Origin of the sequence: Halotia branconii CENA392, assembly GCF_029953635.1 — a bacterium.
GTDB lineage: Bacteria > Cyanobacteriota > Cyanobacteriia > Cyanobacteriales > Nostocaceae > Halotia > Halotia branconii.
Window position 1 is genome coordinate 2,380,307 of record NZ_CP124543.1, and the last position, 25,765, is coordinate 2,406,071.

The 25,765-nt window shown below is 40.0% G+C and carries 24 protein-coding genes and 1 pseudogene; 11 read left to right on the plus strand and 14 right to left on the minus strand.

Annotated features, from left to right (window positions below; all coding sequences use genetic code 11):
* Positions 1 to 37 precede the first annotated feature (37 nt).
* Positions 38 to 334 carry a hypothetical protein gene (locus QI031_RS10530; protein WP_281485115.1) on the minus strand — a complete coding sequence of 99 codons (297 nt, stop codon included), beginning with the start codon at positions 332 to 334 and terminating at the stop codon, positions 38 to 40.
* 181 nt (positions 335 to 515) lie between these two features.
* Positions 516 to 1,640, minus strand: a complete 1,125-nt coding sequence (bchI, locus tag QI031_RS10535) for a magnesium chelatase ATPase subunit I (protein ID WP_281485116.1) — start codon at positions 1,638 to 1,640, stop codon at positions 516 to 518.
* A 283-nt stretch (positions 1,641 to 1,923) separates the two neighbouring features.
* On the opposite strand from bchI, the gene QI031_RS10540 reads away from it, so the two are divergent.
* Positions 1,924 to 2,412: a hypothetical protein gene (locus tag QI031_RS10540; RefSeq protein WP_281485117.1), complete on the plus strand. Its 489-nt coding sequence runs from the start codon at positions 1,924 to 1,926 to the stop codon at positions 2,410 to 2,412.
* Positions 2,413 to 2,439: 27 nt separating this feature from the next.
* On the opposite strand, the gene QI031_RS10545 is transcribed toward QI031_RS10540, so the two are convergent.
* From QI031_RS10545 to ndhL, 3 genes are all read right to left on the minus strand, one after another.
* Complete coding sequence (locus QI031_RS10545) at positions 2,440 to 2,835, minus strand: nuclear transport factor 2 family protein (protein WP_281485118.1); 396 nt, start codon at positions 2,833 to 2,835, stop codon at positions 2,440 to 2,442.
* A gap of 273 nt (positions 2,836 to 3,108) precedes the next feature.
* Positions 3,109 to 3,420, minus strand: a complete 312-nt coding sequence (locus QI031_RS10550) for a DUF3007 family protein (protein ID WP_281485119.1) — start codon at positions 3,418 to 3,420, stop codon at positions 3,109 to 3,111.
* Between the two features lie 24 nt (positions 3,421 to 3,444).
* On the minus strand, positions 3,445 to 3,657 hold the full coding sequence (gene ndhL / locus QI031_RS10555) for an NAD(P)H-quinone oxidoreductase subunit L (protein WP_281485120.1): 213 nt from the start codon (positions 3,655 to 3,657) through the stop codon (positions 3,445 to 3,447).
* A 1,160-nt stretch (positions 3,658 to 4,817) separates the two neighbouring features.
* On the opposite strand from ndhL, the gene QI031_RS10560 reads away from it, so the two are divergent.
* Positions 4,818 to 6,137 (plus strand): hypothetical protein, encoded by a 1,320-nt coding sequence (locus tag QI031_RS10560; protein ID WP_281485121.1) that lies wholly within the window; start codon positions 4,818 to 4,820, stop codon positions 6,135 to 6,137.
* Between the two features lie 53 nt (positions 6,138 to 6,190).
* On the opposite strand, the gene QI031_RS10565 is transcribed toward QI031_RS10560, so the two are convergent.
* Complete coding sequence (locus QI031_RS10565; protein WP_281485122.1) at positions 6,191 to 7,111, minus strand: lysylphosphatidylglycerol synthase domain-containing protein; 921 nt, start codon at positions 7,109 to 7,111, stop codon at positions 6,191 to 6,193.
* Positions 7,112 to 7,687: 576 nt separating this feature from the next.
* Between QI031_RS10565 and QI031_RS10570 the strand changes: the two genes are divergently transcribed.
* Positions 7,688 to 8,257: a DUF6658 family protein gene (locus tag QI031_RS10570; RefSeq protein ID WP_281485123.1), complete on the plus strand. Its 570-nt coding sequence runs from the start codon at positions 7,688 to 7,690 to the stop codon at positions 8,255 to 8,257.
* A gap of 97 nt (positions 8,258 to 8,354) precedes the next feature.
* On the plus strand, positions 8,355 to 8,966 hold the full coding sequence (locus QI031_RS10575; protein ID WP_281485124.1) for a DUF6658 family protein: 612 nt from the start codon (positions 8,355 to 8,357) through the stop codon (positions 8,964 to 8,966).
* A 221-nt stretch (positions 8,967 to 9,187) separates the two neighbouring features.
* On the opposite strand, the gene QI031_RS10580 is transcribed toward QI031_RS10575, so the two are convergent.
* The 4 genes from QI031_RS10580 to QI031_RS10595 form a co-directional block, all read right to left on the minus strand.
* Complete coding sequence (locus QI031_RS10580; protein WP_281485125.1) at positions 9,188 to 11,659, minus strand: endonuclease MutS2; 2,472 nt, start codon at positions 11,657 to 11,659, stop codon at positions 9,188 to 9,190.
* 67 nt (positions 11,660 to 11,726) lie between these two features.
* Entirely contained in the window at positions 11,727 to 11,969 is a 243-nt protein-coding gene (locus tag QI031_RS10585; protein ID WP_281485126.1) for a DUF6887 family protein, read from the minus strand.
* Between the two features lie 41 nt (positions 11,970 to 12,010).
* Complete coding sequence (locus QI031_RS10590) at positions 12,011 to 12,145, minus strand: DUF6888 family protein (RefSeq protein WP_281485127.1); 135 nt, start codon at positions 12,143 to 12,145, stop codon at positions 12,011 to 12,013.
* 132 nt (positions 12,146 to 12,277) lie between these two features.
* The gene (locus QI031_RS10595; RefSeq protein WP_281485128.1) at positions 12,278 to 13,432 is read right to left on the minus strand and encodes a HEAT repeat domain-containing protein; all 1,155 of its coding nucleotides are present in this window, start codon (positions 13,430 to 13,432) and stop codon (positions 12,278 to 12,280) included.
* Between the two features lie 101 nt (positions 13,433 to 13,533).
* Here QI031_RS10595 and QI031_RS10600 point away from each other — a divergent pair, with 101 nt between their 5' ends.
* From QI031_RS10600 to trxA, 3 genes and pseudogenes are all read left to right on the plus strand, one after another.
* Entirely contained in the window at positions 13,534 to 13,692 is a 159-nt protein-coding gene (locus QI031_RS10600) for a hypothetical protein (RefSeq protein ID WP_281485129.1), read from the plus strand.
* A 36-nt stretch (positions 13,693 to 13,728) separates the two neighbouring features.
* Positions 13,729 to 14,892, plus strand: coding sequence for a GuaB3 family IMP dehydrogenase-related protein (locus QI031_RS10605; protein ID WP_281485130.1), 1,164 nt, complete (start codon positions 13,729 to 13,731; stop codon positions 14,890 to 14,892).
* Positions 14,893 to 15,361: 469 nt separating this feature from the next.
* Positions 15,362 to 15,709: pseudogene (gene trxA / locus QI031_RS10610) on the plus strand (thioredoxin); the annotation flags it as partial.
* Between the two features lie 705 nt (positions 15,710 to 16,414).
* On the opposite strand, the gene QI031_RS10615 reads toward trxA, so the two are convergent.
* Complete coding sequence (locus tag QI031_RS10615) at positions 16,415 to 16,540, minus strand: hypothetical protein (protein ID WP_281485131.1); 126 nt, start codon at positions 16,538 to 16,540, stop codon at positions 16,415 to 16,417.
* Between the two features lie 186 nt (positions 16,541 to 16,726).
* Here QI031_RS10615 and QI031_RS10620 point away from each other — a divergent pair, with 186 nt between their 5' ends.
* Together QI031_RS10620 and QI031_RS10625 are read left to right on the plus strand one after the other, a co-directional pair.
* Positions 16,727 to 17,797: an LOG family protein gene (locus QI031_RS10620; RefSeq protein ID WP_281485132.1), complete on the plus strand. Its 1,071-nt coding sequence runs from the start codon at positions 16,727 to 16,729 to the stop codon at positions 17,795 to 17,797.
* Positions 17,798 to 18,501: 704 nt separating this feature from the next.
* Positions 18,502 to 19,821 carry a D-alanyl-D-alanine carboxypeptidase gene (locus QI031_RS10625; RefSeq protein WP_281485133.1) on the plus strand — a complete coding sequence of 440 codons (1,320 nt, stop codon included), beginning with the start codon at positions 18,502 to 18,504 and terminating at the stop codon, positions 19,819 to 19,821.
* A 31-nt stretch (positions 19,822 to 19,852) separates the two neighbouring features.
* On the opposite strand, the gene lptC is transcribed toward QI031_RS10625, so the two are convergent.
* From lptC to metG, 3 genes are all read right to left on the minus strand, one after another.
* Positions 19,853 to 21,001: an LPS export ABC transporter periplasmic protein LptC gene (gene lptC, locus QI031_RS10630; RefSeq protein WP_281485134.1), complete on the minus strand. Its 1,149-nt coding sequence runs from the start codon at positions 20,999 to 21,001 to the stop codon at positions 19,853 to 19,855.
* A 100-nt stretch (positions 21,002 to 21,101) separates the two neighbouring features.
* A complete protein-coding gene (locus tag QI031_RS10635; RefSeq protein ID WP_281485135.1) occupies positions 21,102 to 21,734 on the minus strand; it encodes a LabA-like NYN domain-containing protein in 633 nt (210 codons plus the stop codon).
* 157 nt (positions 21,735 to 21,891) lie between these two features.
* The gene (metG, locus tag QI031_RS10640; RefSeq protein WP_281485136.1) at positions 21,892 to 23,493 is read right to left on the minus strand and encodes a methionine--tRNA ligase; all 1,602 of its coding nucleotides are present in this window, start codon (positions 23,491 to 23,493) and stop codon (positions 21,892 to 21,894) included.
* Between the two features lie 377 nt (positions 23,494 to 23,870).
* Between metG and QI031_RS10645 the strand changes: the two genes are divergently transcribed.
* Both QI031_RS10645 and QI031_RS10650 read left to right on the plus strand, forming a co-directional pair.
* Positions 23,871 to 24,596 carry a lysophospholipid acyltransferase family protein gene (locus tag QI031_RS10645; RefSeq protein ID WP_281485137.1) on the plus strand — a complete coding sequence of 242 codons (726 nt, stop codon included), beginning with the start codon at positions 23,871 to 23,873 and terminating at the stop codon, positions 24,594 to 24,596.
* Between the two features lie 344 nt (positions 24,597 to 24,940).
* Positions 24,941 to 25,762, plus strand: coding sequence for an alpha/beta fold hydrolase (locus QI031_RS10650; RefSeq protein WP_281485138.1), 822 nt, complete (start codon positions 24,941 to 24,943; stop codon positions 25,760 to 25,762).
* Positions 25,763 to 25,765 lie beyond the last annotated feature (3 nt).

Genomic DNA, 25,765 nt, shown 5'->3' on the forward strand with positions numbered 1-25,765 from the left:
CAGTTGTTAGTTGTGTGGTTAATAAAAACTGACTAGTTTAGAGAGTTTGAAGTAAATCGGCAAAGCCATACAGGCTAATTAGGAGCAATAATAATGCCGTGAATTGGGTAACTCGTGTTTGGGGTGAGGGAGCGATCGCCTCTCGTACTAAAATAGAAATAGATGCTCCAACTACAAGGCTCAAGCCTAGTACCAAATACGGTCTATCCGGTGAAATTGTTGCAATTGCTAACATGGCGATCGCTAGCATCAGCATTAATAATTCTACAAACCTGGGTGGATTGTATTGGCTAGCTAAAATAAAGCTGTTTATCCAGAAGTTCCACAATCTCATATTGGGTACTGAGTTTATTGTCAGTTGTCAGCGATGCACTGAGCTTGTCGAAGTGTTGTCAGTTGTCAGCAATGCACTGAGTGGCTGGTGAGTTTAGCCTGAGCGCAGCCGAAGGGCGCAGTCGAACCATGCCGAAGTGTTGTTTTGTTCTACTGACTACTGACTAAATACCTCACTTTAATTAACGAATACCTGTTTTTATTTGACCTGCACCATTTTTTTGTGCAGCGTCATCTTCTGTGAGTTCCACACCAAAAACACGAGCAAAAGCTTTTTCCACTTTGTAGCCAGAGTCAATAGATTCTAAAGGATCTTTCCGCAGTCTGTGACGCAAAGATAAAGTAATTACGCGCCGAATATCATCAACTGTGACTTCGGTACGTCCTTCATAAGCTGTTAAGGCTTTAGCTGCACGGTTAGTAACAATATCGCCCCGTAAGCCATCTACATCTAGTTCTGAGCAGACTTCAGAAATTTTTACCCGCAGGTCATAATCAAGTTTTACTTCTGGCAATAGCTTTTGGGCGTTGACAATTTTCTGTTGTAGTGATTCTTGCTCAGGTTTATATTTATCTAAGAAAATAGGAGGATTTTGGTCAAAGTCCGCCCGTTGTTCCACAATTTGTACTCTTAAAGCTGGTTCTTTAACCGTGTGAATTTCTGCGTGCATCCCAAAACGGTCAAGTAACTGAGGGCGTAATTCACCTTCTTCTGGGTTTCCAGAACCCACAAGCACAAACCGGGCTGGGTGACGGATAGAAATACCTTCCCGTTCTACGGTGTTCCAGCCACTAGCCGCGGAGTCGAGTAATACGTCTACAAGGTGGTCATCGAGCAAGTTGACTTCATCTACATACAAGATGCCTCTGTTAGCTTTGGCTAACAATCCCGGTTCAAAGGCTTTCACCCCCTCAGATAAAGCTTTTTCAATGTCGATAGTGCCGCAAACCCGGTCTTCTGTGGCTCCCAATGGTAGGTCTACCATTTGAACTTTTTTCAATTCCACGGGTATTTCTAACCCTTGGTCTACCTGTTGACGGACTTCATCGCTCATAACGTCGGGGTCGTTGGGGTCACTGTTGAAGGGATCATTGGCAACTACAGTGATTTCTGGCAATAAGTCAGCCAGTGCCCGAATAGTTGTAGATTTACCAGTACCGCGATCGCCCATAATCATTACACCACCGATTTTGGGATCAATCACGTTCAATAGCAGCGCCAGTTTCATTTCTTCCTGACCTACGATTGCCGTAAATGGAAATACCACGCGACGCGCACTTGCCGTGGATTGAGCAGTTGGAGTCACTAAGCTACCTTAACAATATTTTTTTATTACAATTATTTTATTGTGCCACAGTTGGGGAGCATACCTATTTAAGTTCAAAGATATTAGTTTTAGTAGGCAGGGGAAGCAGGGGAGGCAGAGGAAGCAGGGGAAGCAAGGCAAGTAAAAGAACGAGTAAAACAAGCCAACAACGCGTTCAATTCTTTATGAATGATTACGACGCACTAAGTATAAATCCTGATTCACTTCCTTAAGTATGGGAGTGATAGCATATTGTTATCGGCGCTCCAAATTACACCTGTAGATGAACAAAGCATTAGATGAAACGCTTTCACTTGAAGTTGCTGAAAGCATAAAAAGCAAGCCTAATCAGCCGTTTGTTAATGCTTATAAAGCAGCATTAGCAAAAGAGAAAGCAAAGTACGTCCAGGGTTTTTTAGTTGTTGCCGAGAAACCATACCAACCTATTGAACACAGTTGGATTGAATTAGAGGATGCCTCTGGTAACGAACGAGTTATACGTATCATCGATCCTACATTCCCACACCTGCACAAACAACCCCAATCACTTTGGTATTTTGCAGCCCAAAGCTTGAGTATCAAGCAACTCAAAGCAGTAATAGAAGAATCAAAAGAAGATTATCCAGAAGACGACCCGCTACCAATTTATGGTGGTACACCATACGAATATTATGGCGATGTCATGTTGGGTGGTCAGGAATATTTAGCAGCTTATCAAGCAGCAGAAGCCAAGTGCCGAGAACTTAAAGAATTTAACGCTAACAAAAACTAATGGTTCATCTAATTTTCTTATCCCAAATTAAGACGATTTGCCGTCACTACCAAAATATTCTCGATAACCACAAATTTTGTTTCCATCTACATCAAAGGAAACTGCCACGCGGTTTTTGTAAGACTGTCCAAATAAAACTCCTTGATCTTTGAACTCAAACACTACTGTTGTTGCATTATAAGTAAAACTATCTAAATTTAAGCTGATTCCGTCTGGAAAAGACTTTGATACATATGCAAAAAACTCTTTAGCTTGCTCTTTTCCTACATTCCAACCCTGGAATTTTCCTGTGGGAAACCAAAAGATAAAATTTTCTGTGAGTATTTCTAAAAATGCTTCCCAATCACCTGTTGCTAAACCATGCTTAAAATACTCAAATGCTTGTTGAGCAACTTTTAAAGTATTTTCCGAATTTTGTTTCATTCTGTTAATGACTTACTACAGATAAAGAATATTATCGGTTACAAAAATTATGTATAAATAACGGAAAAATATAGAAAATCAAGTGGCTTGCCGTAGGAAAATACCACAAAGTACGCAGGAAACACAGACAAATAAAAAATAGGACGCAGACACAAGAAAAGTAGGGCAAAGGGAGAAGACCGTACTTTTCTTCTGCCCCATGCCCAATACTTCGGCTTGCTTCGACTACGCTCAGCAACCGACGCTCAGTACAAGTGCCTAATGTCCTTTTAGTTAAGTCTGAATTTGTTCTTCTTGTTCTATCTCAGCTTGAATTTTTGCTAGTTCTTCGGGAGTAAGTTCTTCAAGGCGTTTTTGGAAAAAGGCTTGTTCATACTGTTCCCGCTGTTGATGGTAAGTCATGTTTTTGCCTACAGCGCGGAAAATATAGGTAGCTAACCAGCCAATCAGTCCGCTGACTAGCAAGACTTGGCTCCATACACCAGCCTGTTGAAAGTCTAAACCGACTAGCTGTAATCCTATATATGCCAAGCCGCCAGCAATAAAAACACCCAAGCCAATTCCAATAGCGTCAATGCGTCGCATGAGAGTTATGACCTACCAATCTCATTAAACTTCAATTTGTCGCCGCTTAGGTCGAAAATTCAAAAACGGCGATAGAACTAACAAACCTGGAAAGAAAAAGAACACCAGAAAGTACATAAAGGTGCGTTCAATGGCGCTAACTACATACCAACGCTGCTTGAGGTACAGCAAGATAGCAACAGGCACTACTAACAGGTAAGCTCCAGCCAAAGCCAGATACAACGGGGCGACAATCATAGATTTTTTCTCTAAGTAGACAAGACCATTTGGTGCATCTATATTCCCATCATAGGCTGAATGCCTCAGTTGAGGAAAGGATAGCTGTTGTGCTTTTACAATATCAGGTTCAGGAATTTTTAGTTTAAGTCTTGATTAAAACTCCGATGATGCTACAATATCAAAGCCAGTGGCAAATATACTTTTTTGTCAGGTAAAATTGAGAATAATTATCTAGATTGATTGCGAAGAAACAAGGGAAAATTCCCACTCTGTAATACGATCGCTCATGATAGACAAAATTTTTTCAATTTAGTTGCACAAAAGATACAATTGATGCTGGAATAGATGAGGAGGTATTTGCTGCCTCTATAAATGTCAGTGGCTCCCTAAAATACTAGGGGGTGTGGCGGAATGGTAGACGCTACGGACTTAGATAACTGAGCCTTGAAGGAGAAACCCCTCAAGTGTAAGCTCTCAAACTCAGGGAAACCTAAATCTGGTGACAGATACGGCAATCCTGAGCCAAGCCCAAGAGTTTAAGGTTGTTATTCAACCAAAAATCTAGGGAAGGTGCAGAGACTCGACGGGAGCTACCCTAACGTTAAGTCGAGGGTAAAGGGAGAGTCCAATTCTTAAAGCCAAAGATTGCTAAAGCTTCTAGGCAGTAGTGAAAGCTACGGAAGAATGAAAATCCGTTGACCGTAAAAGGTCGTGAGGGTTCAAGTCCCTCCACCCCCACTACAAAGTTAAACATCATAGACCTGTCTAGCAAGTATAGGCAGGTCTCGTTGTATGTTGAGAGTGATTTCTGGCGTTGCTGAATAAGTGGATGATTTTTATCTCACGCATTCGCCTTTAGGCGTTCCCGCAGGGTAGGCGCAAAGGCGCAAAGAGAAGATGCGTCTAATGATTTTAAAACATAGCGAATTATAATTATCTTTAAAAAATCTTTGCGTTGAAAAAGCTATTATTTGGCGCAGCTTCACAAAGAAACGGTATCAGTAATTTTTCTTAAAGCTTAAACAATTGATAGTTAAGTTTTAATATGTCAACCGTAGGTTTATCAAATGTGCGTCAAAACATTACTGAATCTTTGAAGACAGATATTGATACTACAATTTACCAAGGTTAAGCTGATAACAGTAAAAACCGCAAACTTATTGGCCTTGAGAACTGGCATGATCGCTAAAAGTTTACCAAGTAGTCAAAAATATCAAGATATTGTTAAGCCCAACTCTCAAAAACTAAATCTGCAAATCAGACAAGAAATGATTTTCAGATATTTAGTGGAAATTGTGAACAAATGGCCGCCAGAGGATGTTCTGCGAGAATTTAAACGACTATTTATAGATTGCCTTGATTTTGGCAGTTCGGATATCATCCCAGCAATACATGGAATTAGTTTTATCAATGACGAGCATGAGTTTCGCAATACAATTAAGCGTTGTTGTTACATCTTAGTTAATAACTGGGCATCTAAAAGAAAGCACAAGTACATTCAAGAGTTAATTAATTTATTTGCTGAATATTCTAATATAGAGTTAAATTATCCTCCTGATTTAAATCTTTACAAATGTTGGCTACAAAAATTTGTTATTAGCAATGACTATGAAGAGCTAAAATTATTTGCTTATAAATATGACGATACTAAGAAAGTTCATTGGTCTAATCGCTATAGTGCTTATTTGTTGGTAGCTCAATCTTTTGATGTCAATAATCCCCAAGAGCAACAAGAAGCTGCGGCAAATCTCTCCAAGCAAATGAAAGATACATTTAAATTTGAACTAGCGATGTATATTGCTCGTTCTCAATCAGCGGCTTCAAATGTATCACGCTATAGCAATCCCAGTATTTTGGGAGATGATGTTTTGCGCTTAATCAAGATAATTGTTGTCAAAAAAGGTATATTTAGTTATGAAAATTTAGCAAATATTTTTCTGAAGCAAACTCAAAATCAAACACTAAAAGAGTTTAAAGAAAGTATTCAGAAATATTTGTTTTACTCTATAAATCAAGAGTTAGTAAAAGTTTTTAGGCATAATTTAACAGATAAACTATCATCTTGGAATATTGATCATGATGAAGAACTGATCAATAAACATTTATTATTGAGAAGCTGTAATCGCATTGTTGATTGTCTAACAACAGAAAATGGGCGGGAGCCTTCACTACTATTTGTGGCGTTACTTTCTCAAGGTCATCCTTTAACTTTGGTAATTATCCTCTTAAAGATTATTTTGATTTGTCAAAATTCTCGCAGTCATTTAGAAATTCGGATTGCTAATTTAATTAGTTACTATGAAGCTTATTCAGAAGATGAATGTCAGTGGTTAATTAATTTTATAGAATTTTTTAATATTACATTTGCAATTTACGCAGAAAATATTGAATACAACTTGATTAAAATGAAAGAAAATGATAAAAATTATGATTCACAGTTAAATTTGGATACTTATCGTGTGTTTTCTCAAATTAGAGAAAATACCCAAAAATTATAGCGCTTATCGTTTAAATTCGGGAATCAAACCGGATTACTATGGAGATGATTACCTTATGGTTTGGCAAGGCGTTCGTCAAACCAAGCTAAAACAGCACCCGCAGTTTCAGATATAATGCTAATCAAGCGATATAAAGCGATCGCACTAATTACTAGAGCAGATGGAAAGTGAGATTGCAAAAGTGCGATCGCAGTAGCTTCAAATATGCCTAAACCACCAGGCGCACCAGGAATAACTAATCCTAGCAACCAAGCAGAACTAAAAGCCCCCAGTAATAAAGGAATTTGACTCCACTTCACTACCCCTAAAGCAAATATAGTTAAGATAAATCCAATACTACGCAATCCCAAAAAGATTAGTTCTCCTAATAAAGGTTGCAGAGGGTAGCGTTTGATACCTAAACTGATATTTGACTTTATATTAGTCTCAGATTTTTTTACCTTCAAGCGGGCTAAAAGTCGAATCGCTGGGTTTAAAAACAGAGGATGAACTGCACAAAGCACCACGACTAAAGCCACAAACTGTAGTATTCGTACAATTGCAGTTGTATTAGCTGCTGCCAATTGGCTACCAAATAGGACAGTAAATATTAAAGCTGCCGTCGCCATCAGTAACGGTTCTAGCAAAACACTTAAAGTAGCTGTACCAGCAGAAACATTTGCATTTTTTGCTGCGACAATTCGCCCGTAGTAATGCCAAATATTACCCGGTACATACTTAGCAATATTTGTTTTTAGGTAAACTTGGATAAATTGCGAAGATTGTACAGGTTGATTTAACTCTCGCAAAACCCAAGTCCATATCCAGCCTGCCCAAATATGTGCTAGCAAAGTTACGCCTGTGGCGATCGCTAATATTGCCCATCCGGCTGCATCAATACGGATGGCTGTCACCTCAAACCAGTGATCCTTTAAAGCTTTCGCTAGAAAAAACAGGGTTCCACCCAAAATTATCCAGCGTAAAATTTGCTTCATCTTTTTGGTCATTTAGTAGCTAAAGCACCTAAGCCTAAATATCTCAAGTCTTATAGTACATCAGCTATACACCAAAGCTTGGAAATCGACATGTGAAGATATTAGAAAACGTGATGTATATGTTTTGACAAATTGTCTTGCAGCTATTGCCATTAATTAAATTTCTTGAATAATAAATAAATTTTTATATAGGCATTTAGTTAACTTTAATTTCTTGATGTTGATTGACAATGACAAAATTATATACCAATTAGAAGTTTGATCTCTTTCTTTAGGACGATACTATCTAGCGCCAATTGTTAATTTAACTGATATAGAAATTTATTAAGCACATCAATATAAATAAAAGTGTATTGCAGCAATTTCTCTCTCTCCAGAGTTAGATAAACATAGGATATTCGTAATAAAAATAATGTGACTTGAGCTAGATGTAACGATAACTTTTGATGCGTAATCTTAGTATTTGTTAGTCAATTATTAAGCAACTCAAAAGCAAGAACTCAACATTCTCGCTCGCACATTCAATTCAAAAAGTTGTCAGCGGAAAGTTTTGTTCTTACTATAAAGGAGGACTGAGTGAGAAATTTGATAGATATATGGAAAAAGCTGCGACTACGCCAGATTTTAACCATATTTCTGGCGGGCATATTGTTAATAGTTACTACTGCTTGTAATGGCGGAGCAAATGCTCAGGGCGCAAATCCCCAAAATCCAGCGGTACAAGCTGGTGGAGCTAACAATCCTTACAAGCATGGTGGAGACAACTATACCAAATATAAAATGTCCACCGATCCAAAAGTCACTAACTCAGAAACCAAACAGGGACGCGATCGCGCTAGCCTAGAATTAAATTCACAAATACTAATTGCCACAAACAGAGAGTCTAAGATACTTTACCCAGGTGCAGAAACACCAGCAGGTAGAATCTACAAAGAAGGCGAATTACCGCTAATCAACGAGCAAGACTTTCAACGTCCTAAACCAGGTGGTCTAATTCAAAATGAATCTAATGTAGGAAACCGTGTTAAAGACCGCCTTGAAGCTGTGAAAGAAGAATTTAAAGATGCTTCTAGTTTTGTAAAAGATAAAGCGGGTGAAGCAAATTCTAAATCTGAGTTGCAAAAAAATCCAGCATTAGGCAAGTAAAACTTTTGTCTTGTTGACAAATTTGGGATTTGAAACTTATCTCAAATCATTTTGTGGTGCAGATTTCACTTAGTTACAAAAACACAAGGAGATTACTATGAAAAAAGTCATTAATTGGCTACAGAATATTCGTCCAGTAAAAGTCTTAACTGTTTTTTTGGCAGGATTTTTCCTCATTCTCACACAAGCTTGTTCTTCAGGAATAGCTGCACAACCACCACAACCTAGCGCCCAACCATCTAGTCCTAACTCTTCTGAAGGGTATACTAAGCGATACGATCCTACAAAAAATTATGATCTTAACGAGCCTAAAAGTGGGATGAATAATTTTAGTGACGTAGACTCCAGAGCTAAGGCAGGTGAAAAGTCAGCAGAAGCTAGAGCTAAAGCCCTTCGGGACAATGCTCAAAGAAACGTTGATCAAAAAGGAATCGACAGCCCAGGACAATATGTAGATAATTTCCGCCAAGGTACACCCCTCGGTCAAAGAGTTAAAAACTTGGGTGAAGATATTGGCAGTTCCGCTGGAGAACTCGGAGAAGGTGTAGCTAAAGGTACTAAGCGCGGCATAGAAAACATTAAGGGCAACACTACAAATGCCACCCAAGACCTAACAAAAAATGTCCAACGCGGTGCTGAAAATGCCAAAATCAATGTTCAGCGCGGTGCTGAAGATGCAGCTGATGCAGTGAAGCAGACAGTTAGATAGTCAAAAATAAACAGTCAATTAGTTTTTTTGTTCCCAGGCGATCGCTTGGGAATATTTTTTATTGCTTGCAATTTGATCTGGTTTAATATCCCCAAAGCGCAAGTGACGTGGTCTTTAAATGTCTTCTTAAAAAGTTCTCTGGGAGGAGTATCCCCCCAGCATAATTTTCGCTTTACTACTGAACACTGACAAAACTCCACGCCACTGACGCAATAGAGTTTTTATTTAATGTGAGCAATTGTGACACCACTACCACCATCTGCCTGTTCGGCTGCTTCGTAGTGGCTGACTCTAGAATGCTGTTGTAAAAAAGCGTGAACGCCTTGGCGCAACTTACCAGTACCGTGTCCGTGAATAATCCAGATTGGCCCTGTAGCTTCTGAAATTGCTTTATCTAAAATAAATTCGGCATCAGCTACCCGCTTACCACGCAAATCAATAGTATTTTGCGAGGTGCGAATTGCTGGGACTGGTTGGGGTGGTGGAGTTACTGCGACTGGTGCTGGTTTTGATTTAACAACTTGTTCTGGTTTTTGACCATCTAATGACTCAATATCTGCTAACTTCGCCGTCATTTTCATCACGCCAAAACGCACACTTAACTCACCATCTGCATTGGGGGCAGTTAACACTTCTGCTGTTTGTCCAAATTGAGAAATACGGACACGATCGCCTACTTTGGGCATAAACCCTATTTTAGGTTTGGTTGGGGCTGCTGGCTGATATTTTTGAGCTATTTCATTTAAAGCATTAGTTGCTTGTTGGGCATCTTGGGCTTTCGGTGTACCTTGCTGCAAACGGCGAATGACTTGGGCAATTTCACCTTTGGCTTGGGCGATCGCTTGCTGTACTGCTACTTCTTGAGAAGCCCGCAGTTCACGTTCTCTCTCTTGTAAATTTGCGGCTTTTGCGGATACTTCTTTGTATAAATGTTCCGCTTGTTGTAGTAAATCTTGGGCTTCGCTAGCTTTGGTTTCTTGACGGCGACGTTGTGCTTCTAACCCAGCAATTACTTGATTAACTTCGTCAGTTGCGCCTCCCACTTGAGTTTTTGCTTGTTCTACCACTTCTGATTTCAGCCCTAGGCGCTTGGCAATGGTCAAAGCATTAGAACGTCCGGGTATGCCCCATAACAGACGGTAAGTAGGCGATAAAGTACTTTCGTCAAATTCTACAGAAGCATTTTCAAACCGCTGATCTTCATATTTCAGGGCTTTTAATTCCCCAAAGTGAGTAGTAGCAATAGTTAACTGAGCATGAGCAGCTAAATATTGCAACAAAGCGATCGCCAAAGCACTACCCTCAACCGGATCGGTTCCTGCGCCTACTTCGTCAAGTAAGACTAGGGCATTGGGCATCCCTTCGGCTTCGCTCAAGGCAAGTGGGCATGGGGCACTTGTACTGAGCGTAGTCGAAGTATGGGGCATTGGGGCATTGGCCTCTTTGTGATCTTTGCTGATTGCATTCAAAATTCGACTAATTCGGCGAATGTGACCGGAGAATGTAGACAAACTTTGCTGTAGAGATTGTTCATCACCAATATCGGCTAATACTTGGTCGAACCAAGGCATTTCTACTGGTTCGCGGGCAGGAACAAATAAACCTACCTTAGCCATCAATGCTGCCAATCCTAGAGTTTTTAAGGTGACAGTTTTCCCGCCAGTATTAGGCCCAGTAATTGTCACTACCCGAATATCGGGACTAATTAATAAATCTACAGGAACTACTGGTTGCCCTTGTTCATGGTGTTGCTGCCACACTAACAACGGATGACGCAGTTGCCGCAAGGTAATGAGTTCATTGACTTCGCGGTTAATAAATCGTGGGGGATTGGCTCCTAACCAGAAACTATATCTGGCTCTCGCAGTGGCCAAATCTAAGGTAGTAACAATTGCTAATAACCTTTCCAAATCTGGTTTGACTGCTGCTATTTGCTCCGTCAAAGCCCGGCGAATCGCTTCTTCTTCTGTTTGCTCTCTTTTGATTGTTTGCCGTAGTTGATTGCCTAAAGGAACTACAGAATTAGGCTCTACATAGAGAGTCGCACCACTGGTAGAGGTATCGTGAACAATGCCAGGGATCGCGTCTTTTTGAGGCGCTTTTACAGGGATAACAAAGCGATCGCCCCGTTGAGTAATTAACTGTTCTTGGACTGCCCCAGATTTTGCCTGTAAAATATTTTGCAATTTTTGAGTAATTTGACTGCGTACTCTCCGCAAATCTGTACGAATTTCCCCCATTTTTTGACTAGCGCGGTCAGTTACCTGTCCTCGTTCATCAATGCAGCGGTGAATTTCTTGCTCTAGTTCGGGATAAGTCCGTAAATCAGCAACTAACTCCTTGAGGATGGGTAAGTCTTCTTGATTATCAATTACCCGACGTAAATTTCTCGCACCTGCCAAAGTGGTAGCGATCGCTAAGAGTTCATCTCCTGCCAAAATTCCTTGGAGTTCTGACCGTTCTAGGGAATCCCCAATATCTTGAATGCCCTCAAAGGAAAGTCCTGTAGTAAAATGACTTTCTAATTGATAAATTTCTTTCGTTTGTGCTAGCAACTGCTCACTTGCTATCTGAGATACAGGTATATTCAGATGCAGCGATGCGATCGCCCCTAATTTAGTTGCCGCAAATGTCGCAAGATGCTGGCAAAGGCGATGCCATTCTAGTAGTTCTAAAGTTTCAGATTGGATCAAGGCTTCAATATCTAATCTGAATTTATGGTAACAATTCTGGCTGCCAGAAAGCTTAAACTTAAAAACTCTATTCCGTCGGATCTACTATGTTACTAGTTGGCTGACCATTATTTGCTGCTTCTAGTTTCTGTCGAATTGCTGCTTGAATTTTTTCGTCAAAATCAGGATCGCCTGGGCTGGCGATAACTGATTTTGGACGCTGATTGAACCTATCAAGATACGCTTGAAGAGCAGCCTGATTTTGGCGGTTTGCTAAAAAATACCGTCTCAACTCGGCATCATTCATATTATCAAAGTTAACTTGAGTCATCAGAACACCTCTCCGTTCGGTATAATTTCAGACTCAAGGTCTTAACCGTATCCAGCTAGGACGTACAGGTTTCCAGTCCGATGATCAACACAGACCAGATGAATCGGTTGAAACATGATGAACGTCAACTGATAGCTGACGCGATATAAACTTTCTAATTGAGCAGTAGTAGGCATTCTAATCACTCAACCTGCTCTCCATTTTAACACTCATAAAAGGTTTGCAATTTGGCGATCGCACTTTCAACTAACTCAGTCATAAAAGAGGGCGTACCTACTGGATTATTAGCTTTTTAGCAACGTACTAACCTACCAATTTGCCTTTTCTATCAAGCTTATGGCTTCATCAATGAGTTGTACCTGATGAGGTGGAACTTTACTTTTTTGTTGCTTCAATTTCTCAACTACCTCGAAATCTCCAATTTGTTTAAGCGCACTTATGATTTGATACTTAACTCCTGATTTATTATCTGACAACGAATTGATGAAAAAATTAATTAGTGTTGCAACAGCTTTGGGATTTTTTAGTCGACCAAGTGCCTCAGCAGCAGAAATTTGTACAATATGCGCTTCATCAGCCAGTAAAGTCAAGAGAGGTTGTATCAAAAGCTCATCTTCTGGTGAAGCAATCTCCCTGATTGCACAAGCAGCTAAATTACGTACAACTTGAGCAGGATGGTTGAGTAGTTTGATGAGTTCAGGTACTTTTTCTCGCGCTCTCAATTCACCTAAACCAAATGCTGCTTTACTAACAATCTGCGGATTATTGTCATTCAAAAATTTTGTTAAATAGATGATTGCTCGTTCATCATAAGTCTCATAAAGCCGACTAATGAGTATACTTTTCTGGAAATCCCATTGCTCTTGAGAGCGATCGCGATTTTCCAGTTGGTGTAACTCGTCACAGAGTTTATTCCACTCAGCTTCCCTTTGATTCTGCTGCTCTAGAGAAAGATACTTACTTTCAATTTTTTGCAGAAGAACTGGATTTTTTACGAGTAATCCCTCTTCCATGTAATAAGCTCTACTGAGATATGCATCAACGACAATTTGAAGCATCTGATCAACATTTTCATACCTTTGTAATATGTCGTTGAGTTCAAGAAATAAACAGTAAATACTTGCTTCATAACTCGGATCGCAATCGACTAGAATATATGATTTGTCAGCATATAGTATGGGAAAAAAACTCTCATCAAAAAACTCTTTGTCTTGATACTCCTCTCCTAATGCAATCAAATTCTCATATTCAGCAATTGCATCTGATAAAGGCAAAAGATCATAGCCTGGAATAAATTGCTCTATTCCATCATGCCATTTATAGAGATTTTCAATAATGCTTGGAATTTTGAATGGAAGTCTACCTGCAAGTCGCCGGAATTTTTCATCTGAGATCGGTGGTGCAATGTCCTCTTTTTCAATAACCTCGAAGATGTTGTCTAGTTGCTCTAGTAATTTCTGCATAACCCCCGCATACATTTAATCTAGCTAAACCTGACCAATCAAGAGCGTCATGCATTCCCTAAGTGATCGAAAATCCACGGAAATCTGCAATTCTGACAGATATGCATAAACACAGCTGGTTAACTATTTATACTGCGATCGCTACCTTGCCTTCTGCCATCGACCTCTACCTTTCTCGCTCAGAATTTTCTAGCTTTCTTAAGACCTACTTCCTGACAGTAACTTTTCAAAAAATCGCGCCAACTTCGCCCACAATTTGATACCCTAGCTTAAACAGATTTGAGAAAATTTAAAGCGTGGAAATTCAACTTGGGCGGGGAAAAACAGCTCGCAGAGCTTATGGAATTGATGAAATTGCTCTAGTCCCCGGTAACAGAACACTCGATCCGAGTTTGGCAGATACTAGGTGGCGTATAGGTAATATTGAGCGAGAAATCCCGATAATTGCCAGTGCAATGGATGGGGTAGTAGATGTGCGGATGGCTGTACGTTTATCGCAGTTAGGAGCATTAGGCGTACTTAATTTAGAAGGTATCCAAACTCGTTATGCAGATCCAGAACCGATTTTAGATCGAATTACCTCTGTAGGGAAAGATGAATTTGTTTCCTTAATGCAAGAACTTTATGCCGAACCAATAAAGCCAGAATTAATTGAAAAACGTATTCAGGAAATTAAACAACAAGGCGGCATTGCAGCAGTAAGTTCCACTCCTGCCGGAGCCAGTAAATACGGTGAGGTGGTGGCAAAAGCTGGGGCAGATTTATTTTTTGTGCAAGCTACAGTCGTTTCTACTGCACATTTGTCACCAGAGTCGATAGTGCCATTGGATTTAGCGGAGTTTTGCCGTTCTATGCCCATCCCCGTGATTTTGGGGAATTGTGTCACTTACGAAGTTACTTTGAATTTGTTAAAAGCTGGGGCGGCTGCGGTATTAGTGGGGATTGGTCCTGGTGCAGCTTGTACTTCTCGTGGGGTTTTAGGTGTGGGTGTGCCACAAGCAACAGCGATCGCTGATTGTGCTGCCGCCAGAGATGATTATTATGATGAAACTGGCAATTATATCCCTGTGATTGCTGATGGCGGTTTAATTACTGGCGGAGACATCTGTAAGTGCATTGCCTGTGGTGCTGATGGCGTGATGATTGGTTCTCCCTTTGCGAGAGCCGCCCAAGCCCCAGGACGGGGTTATCATTGGGGAATGGCTACTCCTAGCCCAGTATTGCCCCGTGGCACTCGGATTCGCGTTAGTACCACTGGTAGTCTAGAGCAAATCCTCATCGGTCCTGCCGGGCTAGACGATGGGACTCACAATCTTTTGGGAGCCTTAAAAACTAGTATGGGTACACTAGGAGCTAAAAATATCAAAGAAATGCAGCAAGTTGAAGTTGTGATTGCTCCTTCTCTATTAACCGAAGGCAAAGTTTACCAAAAAGCTCAACAATTAGGTATGGGTAAATAAAGGACTAAGGGCTAGGGGCTAGGGTCTAGGGAGCAGAAGAAGCAAGGGAGCAGGGAGCAGGGAGAAAGGGAGAAATATTAAAGATTAGGTACAAATTCAAGGTATTTTCTTAATTCCCCGGTTGCTGAGTTTCGACTATGCGGTAGTTGAGCGTAGTCGAAACTCAACTGCCGCGTAGCCGAAGTGCTGTACCCTGCCCCATGCCCCATGCCCCATTCCCTACTTCAAATCCTTAAGAAAATTTTTCCAGACTCTTGACCAATCACTGGAAAAATCACATATCTAGCCTACAATAGAATATAGCGGAGACGCATGTTTCCGTTCACTCCTCACACCACACTCCGCCCGGACTACTGTTCGGGCGGTTCCTTATGTTTGTAAATAAAATCTTTAGCTTCTTTGCAAATGTACATCCTTCACTTCTAAGCTGCTGTTTTTGCTATGGTAGAATTTTCACGAAACTCAGAAATATAATTGGCAAAGGTTTTTAGGCATGTCATCAGCCGCACAAGTTACGGATTCTACTTTTAAGCAAGAAGTACTCGACAGCGATGTACCCGTTTTAGTTGACTTTTGGGCCCCCTGGTGTGGTCCCTGCCGGATGGTAGCCCCTGTTGTAGACGAAATTTCCGTTCAATACGAAGGTCAATTAAAAGTTGTCAAAGTCAACACGGATGAGAATCCTAATGTTGCCAGTCAGTATGGTATCCGCAGCATTCCTACTTTAATGATTTTTAAAGGTGGGCAAAGAGTTGATATGGTCGTCGGTGCCGTGCCTAAAACTACATTAGCTAATACTTTGGAAAAGTATCTTTGAAAATCAATCGGCTCTCAAGTCCTTTGTATTCGTCTTTTTGCTTTAGTTTTAGGTAAATATTTGTCAACAAGTTTGCGAGGCGCGAAGTTTCGCGTCTCAACAAAACTTTCTCTTGCGGTAAAAACTATTCAAATTACCACTAAGTAGCCATTATTAACTACTTAGAATAAAACTCATGAAAACTCTTTTTATTTTTGTGTGACGGACACTTTGATGCCAGTTACTTCAACGCGGGGAACCTTTGACAATCAATGACTCGCTAACGCTAATGGCAGTTACTTCTGGGGAGAACTCTCAAGTTTCGGACTGCTTTATGACTCAAATGTCCTCCTTAACCCTGTTCTGTCACTCTCGGAAAACAATAATCGAAGCAATATTCTGAAACTTTGATTGAGCCAAGTTTTGAGGCTTTATTTTCTAACAGTAACTAAAATTTATAGCCAAAACTTAGAAATTCAAGCCTCGAAAGGCTTTCAGCAATTGGGTTCTCCCAAAGTGATAAAAGAGGGTTAATGCCTTAGGGTTTAATATTTGTTTACCAAAAAGACACCAAGTATTTTTAAATCAGCATTAGTGCCTTGGTTAATTTATGAATCATAAATATAGTAATCCGGTTTAATTTGGTGAATCACTCGTAGAGGTAGGGAACACTTCGACAAGCGGCAGTTGAGTTTCGACTACGCGGTAGTTGAGCGTAGTCGAAACTCAGTGCATTGCAGGGAACAGCCAAGAAGGGATAAAGCGAAAAGTCAAGCCAGTCTCGTGGGCGGCTTTGCCGACTTGAGAGAACTGGCGCTGTGCGTCTCGATTTTCGGGCGCAGAACTTTTCAAGACAATGTACTGAATCTTGTTCAAAAATCAAATAGGAATCCTATATTTTTATTTTGATTTTGATTCAAAATAGTTAATAATTGACGATAAAAAACTTACGTCTAAAAACTAAATAAATATGCAAAGTAGTTGTAAATTGCACACTAAAATTAGGTAAAATTTAATGCCATTGTGGCGGCAATTCCCATGACCTCATCTGCGTCGTTTGACACATTAGAGTCTCTCCAAGCGGATATCGCTGAATTAATTGATCGCTTACCGACCTTAAAAAATCGGCAACTTATTCAGCAGGCACTCGCTACTATAGTGCGTCTAGCTGATAATGGTATTGATCGTCTCGATTGGAAGATATTGTCGGCTTCTCTAACAGATATGGAACGAGGCTTTCAACTCTTTTATGACTACCGACATGTCCGTAAAGTGACTATCTTTGGTTCGGCTCGCTTATCATCAGAGACTCCAGAGTACCAGATGGCGCTTGAATTTGCTCGTGCTGTCTGCCAGTTGGGATTCATGGTGATGACAGGGGGAGGTGGCGGCATCATGCAGGCGGGTCATGAAGGTGCTGGGCGAGAAAATTCTTTTGGACTCAATATTCAGTTACCGTTTGAGCAGCAGGCAAACCCAATTATTGAAGGTGATCCTAAGCTAATTCACTTCAAGTATTTCTTTACCCGCAAGCTTTTCCTGCTTAAGGAAAGTGATGCTGTCGCTTTGTTCCCTGGTGGGTTTGGCACTCAAGATGAAGCTTTTGAGTGCATGACATTAAGTCAAACGGGTAAATTTGGCCCTGTGCCAGTAGTTTTAATTGATCATCCTGGTGGTGATTACTGGCAGTCTTGGAGTCAATATATTGATCAACAACTAGTGCAAAAAGGTTTAGTTAGTCCTGAAGACCCTAGCCTTTACACGGTGACAGATAATTTAGAAGTAGCTTGTAATGCCATTACTCGTTTTTATCAGGTTTATCACTCTAGCCGCTACGTAAGTGAACAGTTGGTAATTCGCCTCACTTCCGATTTATCAGACTCGGAATTAGAGCAACTGAATGCTGAATTTAACGACATCTTAGTTAAAGGAAAAATTGAAAAAAGTCTGGCATTGCCTCAAGAAAATCAAGACGAAACAGTGGAACTACCACGTCTAGTTTTGTATTTTAATCAGCGTGATTTGGGGCGTTTATATCAGATGATTGCCACGATTAATCAAATGGGTGTGCCTTCGGTTGAGGAGAAGGCACACCCAGAACGGAAGTAGTACCGCTACGCAAAAGTTAAAAAGCTGATCTTATTACAAAAGAACTCATCAGCTTTTAGATCTTAAATTATAAAAAATACAGATTTGAATTAACTTATGACTTACGCACTGGTAACGAAAACTAATACCAATTTCCGAAAAGAATGCGACAGATACGTAGGTTGGGTTGACGTAAGGAAACCCAACACCTTCATCCATGTTGGGTTGCGCTGCGCTTAACCCAACCTACATGTGTCGCAAAGATTTTTTGAATTGGTATAAGCCTTTACGATTACTACTCTTCTCCTTACAAAGACGCTACGCGTCTCGTTAGAGAAGCTATGCCGCAGGCTTTACAGCAGTCACTCAGGGGGAGCCACTGCGTTGGGCGGGTTCCCCGACGAAGTGCCGCCGACTTACTTGTAGCAAGTGGCGTGGAAACCCCCAAGACCGCGCTGCTTTACCGCTAACGCGTCTACGCTTTGCACCCTGCGGGAACGCTAAGAGCGAACGTAATAACGTAAAATCGTCATGCTTGCGTAAATAATGTTTTAAAATATACAAAATAGTTGCATTGTGAGCTATAAATCTTGTAAAAGAGCGATCGCATCCTATTTTGAACGTAAAAAACACTAGTTATCATGACTCAATGCTGATTAACTAAAAAAAGCGTGTATATTAGCACAGTAAACAACGGATTACGTTTTTAAATAGGGGAACAAAACATGCTGGAATTGTTGGGGTCAGGTTTAGTTTCTCTCTGGCTAGAAATGGCTGGGGTACAAATTAAGCCATCAGATGCTTTAGATGCATTGGCTTGGCAAAGTAGTCCTGGCTTGGTTCTTGCCCCTGATCCAAATCCAACTGGGGTGAATACGGTAACAGCATATCTCAAGGGCTTAATCACATCGAAATTAGTCGCACAGAATCTGACTGAAAGTCAAGGAATTTGGATGCAGTCGGGGCCAATGCTCATGGCGAATCATCAAGGTACGACACCACTACCAGCTGCCTCTTTAACTAAAATTGCAACTTCACTAGTTGCTTTGAAAACTTGGGGTTCAGACCATCAATTTGAGACTTTAGTGAGCGCTACAGGGCCAGTTGTTAATGGTGTATTGCAAGGTGATTTAGTGATTACTGGCGGTGGCGATCCGATGTTTGTCTGGGAGGAAGCGATCGCTCTTGGCAATACTTTAAATAAAATGGGAATCAAGCAGGTAAAAGGAAATTTGGTGATTACTGGCAATTTTGCTATGAATTTCCAACGTCATCCATTTTTGGCGGGTCAAATGCTCAAACAAGCATTGAATCATCAAATTTGGACTCGTCCTGCAAATTATATCTACTCAACTATGCCTAAGGGAACGCCTAAACCTCATGTGGCGATCGCGGGTAAAATCAAAGTCGAAGCGCAACCGAATCCTCAACAAACTTTGTTGGTACGTCACTACTCTTTATCATTGCAGCGATTAATTAAAGAGATGAACGTTTTCAGCAACAATGAGATGGCAGAAATGCTAGCGGAGTCGGTAGGAGGTGCAGGAATTGTGCAATTAAAAGCTGCTAACCTTGCTAGAGTCCCTAATTCAGAAATTCAGTTAATCAATGGTTCAGGACTGGGGCCAGAAAATCGCATTTCGCCTAGAGCTGTTTGTGCAATGTTAATGGCACTACAACGAGAAGCTGCTGCTAATCAGTTAAATTTAGCTGATTTATTTCCTATGTCCGGGTTCGACCACCGAGGGACAATTCATAATAGACATATTCCCGTTGCTACTGTGATCAAAACTGGTACTCTTCGCGATGTCAGTAGTTTAGCAGGCGTAATGCCTACACGTGATCGCGGTTTAGTTTGGTTTGCCATTATTAACCGTGGTACAAATCCATCAGGTTTCCGTATTCAGCAAGACAAGCTTTTGCAAAGTCTTGTACAACAGTTACAATTACCTGCAAACGTTCCGACTGCGCTGACTCCCCACTCAATCAATTCGTTACCAGAACTAGGTGCAACTAGTCGTAATGAAATTTTATTTAACAGTTAGTTAATGGTGTTTAAGAGTTTTTAGCCATTGACTACTGGCGCTTGGGTTTTTCTTGCGGAATAATCTCTGTCACGACTCTACCGCCAGATTGACCACCCTTGACAACAATGTTTTCTGTTTGCAGATTACCAACGGCTGTTTCACCAGTAAAATTTAATGGCGGATCAACTTGCCGATAAACTACATTTCCTTGCCCTTCTAATAACTTCTTGTCGAGATACCAAGTAAGTTTCTGAGATTTAAGGGTCTGACGACGTTGCCCAACAGCGTTAACATTTCCTGTTAAATAAACTATTTTTTGTGGTATCTGCATTTCGCCTTGATTGGCAGTCACATTTACATTTTCTGCACGATGGAATACGCGCACAGGAGAATTTGTAGTCACAGTTTCCGTGTTCATATTCCAAGTCATAGAGTTACTAGCTATTTGCATTGGTGGATCTAGTAAGTCTATTTGGGCATTTTGTTTGATAGTGGCAATTTTAGTTTTTAAATTAACTTCGGCAGAACTTCCTTTGCCACGGTCGGTAATTTGATTATTTTTATAACGGTCAATTTGTACAGGGCGATCGCCAATCAATTTATTTTCTTTAATTTGCCAAATTAAATGTTCAGTTCGCATTTGCATTTGGGGATCAGCGGAATTTGCGACTACTCCTCCAGAAAATTCTACTCTTTGCTCACGAGTTTTGACTCGCGCTTCTTGTGCTACTGCTTTTAATTGTTTATGGCTACCATTGACTTGATTACGCACAATCAATAAATCTTCTTGCGGTCGCCATTCTAACTCATTGCCTTGCAGTATAATACCATTATTTGGGTCTGTAGCAAATATTTTTCCTTTCAAAAACAGTTGTTTCCCATCCTGTTCAATATCTGCCTGCTCTGCTTTTATTTGGTAAACTACTTTGCCATCTTGATACAGTTCACCATAAGGATTTTCTGCCTGACCAATTTGTTTTTCTTTAGTATATTTTGCTTGTTTAGCGTTGACTTTCCAAATAGGTCGCCCTACTTCATCAAACTGTTCAAAAGCAACACCAAAAAAAGTTAACTTACTATCTTGGGAGGATGAACCTGAATCCTTTGATTTAGAAGCCGTGGGGAATTTACTCCCACAAGCAACTAATCCAGTTAATAATAAAAAAGTTAAAGGCAGGTAATACCAATTTTTTTTCATTTGTCAAAAATCTATGGAAATTAATAGAAGTGAAATAATTTTTTTAGTTACTTCCTGTTCGATGAATTTCCTATCTTTTTGTTCCTGCCTTTTTGATGTTTCATGAATCTTGAATTTCTAGTTGTCCCTCACTATCTCGTGGATCGTCTAAGAAACCCATAGCCGATAACGGTCGATATGGATAGCTTTGGCGTGGAGTTTTTTGAATATCTTCTTTAACGGCTTCTAAATCAATGTAGCGATCGCTAACATTGATTAAGCTATCACTAGTCATTGAGCGTAAACTGACCACTTCTACCCGCACACCGCGATAGCTGACTGAATTGACCGCATAAGCTAAATCACCATCACCACTGACTAAAACTGCGGTATCATAAGAGTCTACTAAAGCCATCATATCTACGGCTATTTCTACATCCAGGTTGGCTTTTTTAGAACCATCTGGTAGTTGTACTAAATCTTTAGCAATGACTCTATAACCATTGCGACGCATCCACAGCAAAAACCCTTGTTGTTTCTCGTTTGTCCTGTCTACTCCTGTGTAGAAGAAGGCACGCAGTAATCTAGAACCGCCAGTTAACCGACACAATAACTTCGTGTAATCAATTTCGATTCCTAATTGTAATGCGGCATAAAATAAATTTGAGCCATCAATAAATATGGCGACTCGACCCCGATTCTCTAAAACCTGTTCTGGCGTAAATATTGAATCGTTTTCCAAATTGTTCAACATTGATGTGATACCTCAGTTTTTATTTTTGTTATTTTTGATACAAATTTTCAAGTTTTACATGCTAGAGCTATTTATGATAATGTTTGGGAGCTAATAGATATTTTTTAGTCCCTTTTTTTGAGAAGAAAGTCAGAAATTGAGTAGAAGATTAAAAGAATTAATCGTTTTTAGGGAGATCTATGCGCTTAAAGATAGGCTGAGGCTTACCCAAGTGTTGATTACTGGATAGTACTCCCCACTTCGCATGGGTGCAAAATGGCACAGCCGTTACACTTTCTATTTGATCGTTAAAGTCAATTCCAAAGCCCAGCTGCTGATAAATATCGCTACTGATATTCGGAATAACAGGAGAAAGAAGATAAGCTGCTAGTCTAACAGATTCTAAAACTGCGTAAAGTACTTCTTCCACTTCCTGCTGCTGCCCTTGTTTATATAATGACCAAGGGGCTTGATCGTCAATAAACTTATTGCTGGCTTGTACCAACGAAAGGATAGCCTCACAAGCTTGACTGAAAGCTAGCGCTTGGTATGCTTGCTTTACCTGTTCCCCTAGACGTAAACCAATTGCTTTTAACGGGTTTTCGCTAGGAATGGCTTCATTGGCAATTGGCAGTACATCGCCAGTGCAGTATTTTTTCACCATGTTCAAGCTACGATTTAACAAATTACCTAAATCATTTGCCAAATCTGCATTTAAAACATTAATGAATCTAACTTCATTAAAATCGCCATCTTTGCCAAATTCGATTTCCTTAAGGAAGTAATAACGAACAGCATCACTACCATAGCGCTGAACAAGGGTTACAGGATCAAGGGTGTTACCCAGCGTTTTCCCCATTTTCTGACCATCTTTGGTCAAAAAGCCATGGCCGAATACTTGTTTAGGTAAGGGTAAGTCTGCTGACAACAACATGGCTGGCCAGTAAACTGCATGAAAGCGGAGGATATCTTTACCAATCAGGTGCAAGTTAATCGGCCACCATTTTGCCAAGGCATTTGCTAAGGTTGGTTCTGTATTTGGTTCTAATAATGCGGTGACATAACCTAGTAGTGCATCAAACCACACATAAAGGGTGTGCTGGGGATCAATTGGTACAGGAAAACCCCAATCTAGATTTACTCGCGAAATCGAAAAGTCTTGTAATCCCTGAGCGACAAAGTTTAGGACTTCGTTTCGGCGGCTGGCTGGCTGAATAAAATTAGGTTGCGATTGATAAAACTCTTCTAGTTGAGTTTGATACTTAGATAAGCGAAAAAAGTAGTTTTGCTCGTCTCTCCACTCAACTTCTTTGTTAGTATGAATAGGGCAACGGTGTCCCTCTAACAGTTCTCGTTCTTCCTTAAATTCTTCGCAGGATACGCAGTACCAACCTTTCTGCTGTCCTTGGTAAATATCACCTTTTTCCCAAACTCGCCCAAAAAACTCTTTAACAATTGCCTGGTGACGAACAGCGGTAGTTCGACTAAAGCGATCATATTGAATATTTAATAACTGCCATAAATTGATAAAATTAGGTACAATGTTATCGCAAAATTCTTGGGGTGGTAACCCTTTATTTTCAGCGGCGCGCTGAATTTTCTGCCCGTGTTCATCTGTACCTGTAATTAATATTACCTGCCGTCCCAACAGCCTTTGAAACCTTGCTACAGCGTCCGCTGCCATTGTGGGATAGGCACTACCAAGGTGGGGGATATCGTTGACATAATATAACGGTGTAGTTAGCGCAAATGTTTTTTCTGTTTGATCCACTATATTCATGCAGATAAAAAATAAATTATTAAAACGTTTTATATTTAGTTTTTAACGGCAAAACCACAAAATTGTATAACATTACTATCATTTCTTCAAACTGCACCTTAATAATAGCAAAGTTATGAAACCCAAAATTGTTTTTTATTACATATAATTCTCATGAATTTCTAGCCGAAATACGCAAAATAACTGCTCGTAATTATTTTGAATGCTTTTCATTACATGTATTGTGACTATAAGTACATAAATCAAAAACTCAAAAAATTAACTGTCTAGATGAATAAAACATTTCTATCTTAAGACGGTCATAGTAACAGTAAAGAAATGTAAAACTTAGGTTAAGACCGACTAAGATATTTTCCGAAAAAGCACATTGATTAGATATGAGTCTAAATAGCCCCCTGGATTTTTCTCGTCAGTTCCTGGCGGCATTTTCAACGCAAATGTTTCGCTATTACGAAGATCGCATTCCCCAGGATACAAGTTTATTGGTAGTCAGCAATCACCGTAGTTTTATGGATGCGCTGGTTTTAATGGCAGCGCTATCAAATCCAATTCGCTTTGCTTGCCATCACTATATGGGACAAGTGCCAATCATGCGGGAGATTGTCACAGGACAATTAGGGTGTTTTCCGTTGGAGGAAACCCAAAATCGTCAACAGAACTTTTTTATGCAATCACAGCGACTATTACAGTCAAAACAGTTGGTGGGAGTATTTCCCGAAGGCACTGAACCAATGGTAAAATTTACTCAGCCAAATCAGTTAGGTGAGTTTCAGCGGGGATTTGCTCATTTGGCATTGAAAGCTGATGTGCAGGATTTAGCAATCTTGCCGATCGCGATCGCTTCTTTAGAAGAGATTAATACAAATGGTTTTCCTTTACGAGTATTGAGTTTATTCGATCCTTCAGAACCTTTATTTAATCAATCTGGTTGGCATCCCCTGGTGATATATCGTCGAATTGCTGTGTTAATTGGCCGCCCTTACTGGATTACCCCACAACATCAAAAAAAATATCATGGTAAACAAGCAAAAACTGTTGTGGCTGAACTAACAGAACATTGTCATAGCGAAATTGCTAATTTGCTACATCAAGGTTGTTATTAGAATTTTAAATGTTAATGATATATTTTGTTTATCTATTAAATACCTTGTTTTAATTAACTTTAATTTTACATGCTTATAAGAATATATTCATTACAAATCAAATAAATTATGTGATTTCTTTCCTAAAGTTTACTTATTTCTGTCATCAGCAATCCTAATTGAAGTAAATTGAGTTATTTTTAACTCATCAAATTATATTCAATGTAGTTTTGATCACCACGCTATGATTTTGTGAGATTTTTATGTGCTGTTGGGCTTAAGCTCTTATGTAACACTGATAATTAAAGTATTAGTTTTCATTGGGAAAGCTATATAAAGTCGAGAAGTTGAATTTAAATTTTACAATGCCAGAAGTTGAGCTAAAGCCTTGTTTCCTTACTCCCAAACGAGTACAACCAGATTACCCGCTATTTGTGTATTTGCCAGGAATGGATGGAACTGGTCAATTATTGAGAACGCAAACCGCCGGATTAGAAGCTGGTTTTGATGTCCGTTGTTTGGCGATCCCCCGACAAGACCTCACCACGTGGGATATCCTTGCTAATAACGTTTGGGAATTGATTGGTGAGGAATTAGCAAAAACCTCGCGCAAATCAGTTTATTTATGTGGTGAATCGTTTGGAGGTTGCTTGGCGATGAAAGTAGCCATCCAAGCACCACAGTTATTTAAACGAATTATCCTGATTAATCCAGCCTCAGCTTTTAATCTTCGTCCTTGGTTAAATTGGGCATCTCAACTAACATCATTAGTGCCAGAATCTCTTTATGATATTGGTGCATTAGGATTATTGCCATTTTTAGCATCTTTAGCACGCATAAGTAGAAGCGATCGCCACGAACTACTGAAAACTATGCGTTCTGTACCAGCCGCAACAGTGCTTTGGCGATTATCTTTGTTGCGAGAATTTGATGTGAGTGAAGACCAATTACGTCGTCTTACCCAACCAGTTTTACTGATTGCTGGTGCTAGCGATCGCCTTTTACCTTCTGTGAGTGAAGTTAAGCGGATAGGAGATATATTACCTAACTCCAAGACAATAATCTTACCTGAAAGTGGACATGCGTGTTTGCTAGAAAAGAATATTAATCTCTATGAAATTCTTAAGGATAAAAATTTTTTAGATAGTAAACCTGCAACGGCTAAAGAATTAGAGTTGAGAGGTTAGAGT

What these genes read in the sequence shown, in the direction of transcription:
- QI031_RS10530 (WP_281485115.1), bottom strand. Translation starts at nt 334, where the DNA reads ATGAGATTGTGGAACTTCTGGATAAACAGCTTTATTTTAGCTAGCCAA.
- QI031_RS10540 (WP_281485117.1), top strand. Translation starts at nt 1,924, where the DNA reads ATGAACAAAGCATTAGATGAAACGCTTTCACTTGAAGTTGCTGAAAGC.
- QI031_RS10545 (WP_281485118.1), bottom strand. Translation starts at nt 2,835, where the DNA reads ATGAAACAAAATTCGGAAAATACTTTAAAAGTTGCTCAACAAGCATTT.
- QI031_RS10550 (WP_281485119.1), bottom strand. Translation starts at nt 3,420, where the DNA reads ATGCGACGCATTGACGCTATTGGAATTGGCTTGGGTGTTTTTATTGCT.
- ndhL (WP_281485120.1), bottom strand. Translation starts at nt 3,657, where the DNA reads ATGATTGTCGCCCCGTTGTATCTGGCTTTGGCTGGAGCTTACCTGTTA.
- QI031_RS10560 (WP_281485121.1), top strand. Translation starts at nt 4,818, where the DNA reads ATGATCGCTAAAAGTTTACCAAGTAGTCAAAAATATCAAGATATTGTT.
- QI031_RS10565 (WP_281485122.1), bottom strand. Translation starts at nt 7,111, where the DNA reads ATGAAGCAAATTTTACGCTGGATAATTTTGGGTGGAACCCTGTTTTTT.
- QI031_RS10575 (WP_281485124.1), top strand. Translation starts at nt 8,355, where the DNA reads ATGAAAAAAGTCATTAATTGGCTACAGAATATTCGTCCAGTAAAAGTC.
- QI031_RS10585 (WP_281485126.1), bottom strand. Translation starts at nt 11,969, where the DNA reads ATGACTCAAGTTAACTTTGATAATATGAATGATGCCGAGTTGAGACGG.
- QI031_RS10590 (WP_281485127.1), bottom strand. Translation starts at nt 12,145, where the DNA reads ATGCCTACTACTGCTCAATTAGAAAGTTTATATCGCGTCAGCTATCAG.
- QI031_RS10595 (WP_281485128.1), bottom strand. Translation starts at nt 13,432, where the DNA reads ATGCAGAAATTACTAGAGCAACTAGACAACATCTTCGAGGTTATTGAA.
- QI031_RS10600 (WP_281485129.1), top strand. Translation starts at nt 13,534, where the DNA reads ATGCATAAACACAGCTGGTTAACTATTTATACTGCGATCGCTACCTTG.
- QI031_RS10620 (WP_281485132.1), top strand. Translation starts at nt 16,727, where the DNA reads ATGACCTCATCTGCGTCGTTTGACACATTAGAGTCTCTCCAAGCGGAT.
- QI031_RS10625 (WP_281485133.1), top strand. Translation starts at nt 18,502, where the DNA reads ATGCTGGAATTGTTGGGGTCAGGTTTAGTTTCTCTCTGGCTAGAAATG.
- lptC (WP_281485134.1), bottom strand. Translation starts at nt 21,001, where the DNA reads ATGAAAAAAAATTGGTATTACCTGCCTTTAACTTTTTTATTATTAACT.
- QI031_RS10635 (WP_281485135.1), bottom strand. Translation starts at nt 21,734, where the DNA reads ATGTTGAACAATTTGGAAAACGATTCAATATTTACGCCAGAACAGGTT.
- metG (WP_281485136.1), bottom strand. Translation starts at nt 23,493, where the DNA reads ATGAATATAGTGGATCAAACAGAAAAAACATTTGCGCTAACTACACCG.
- QI031_RS10645 (WP_281485137.1), top strand. Translation starts at nt 23,871, where the DNA reads ATGAGTCTAAATAGCCCCCTGGATTTTTCTCGTCAGTTCCTGGCGGCA.
- QI031_RS10650 (WP_281485138.1), top strand. Translation starts at nt 24,941, where the DNA reads ATGCCAGAAGTTGAGCTAAAGCCTTGTTTCCTTACTCCCAAACGAGTA.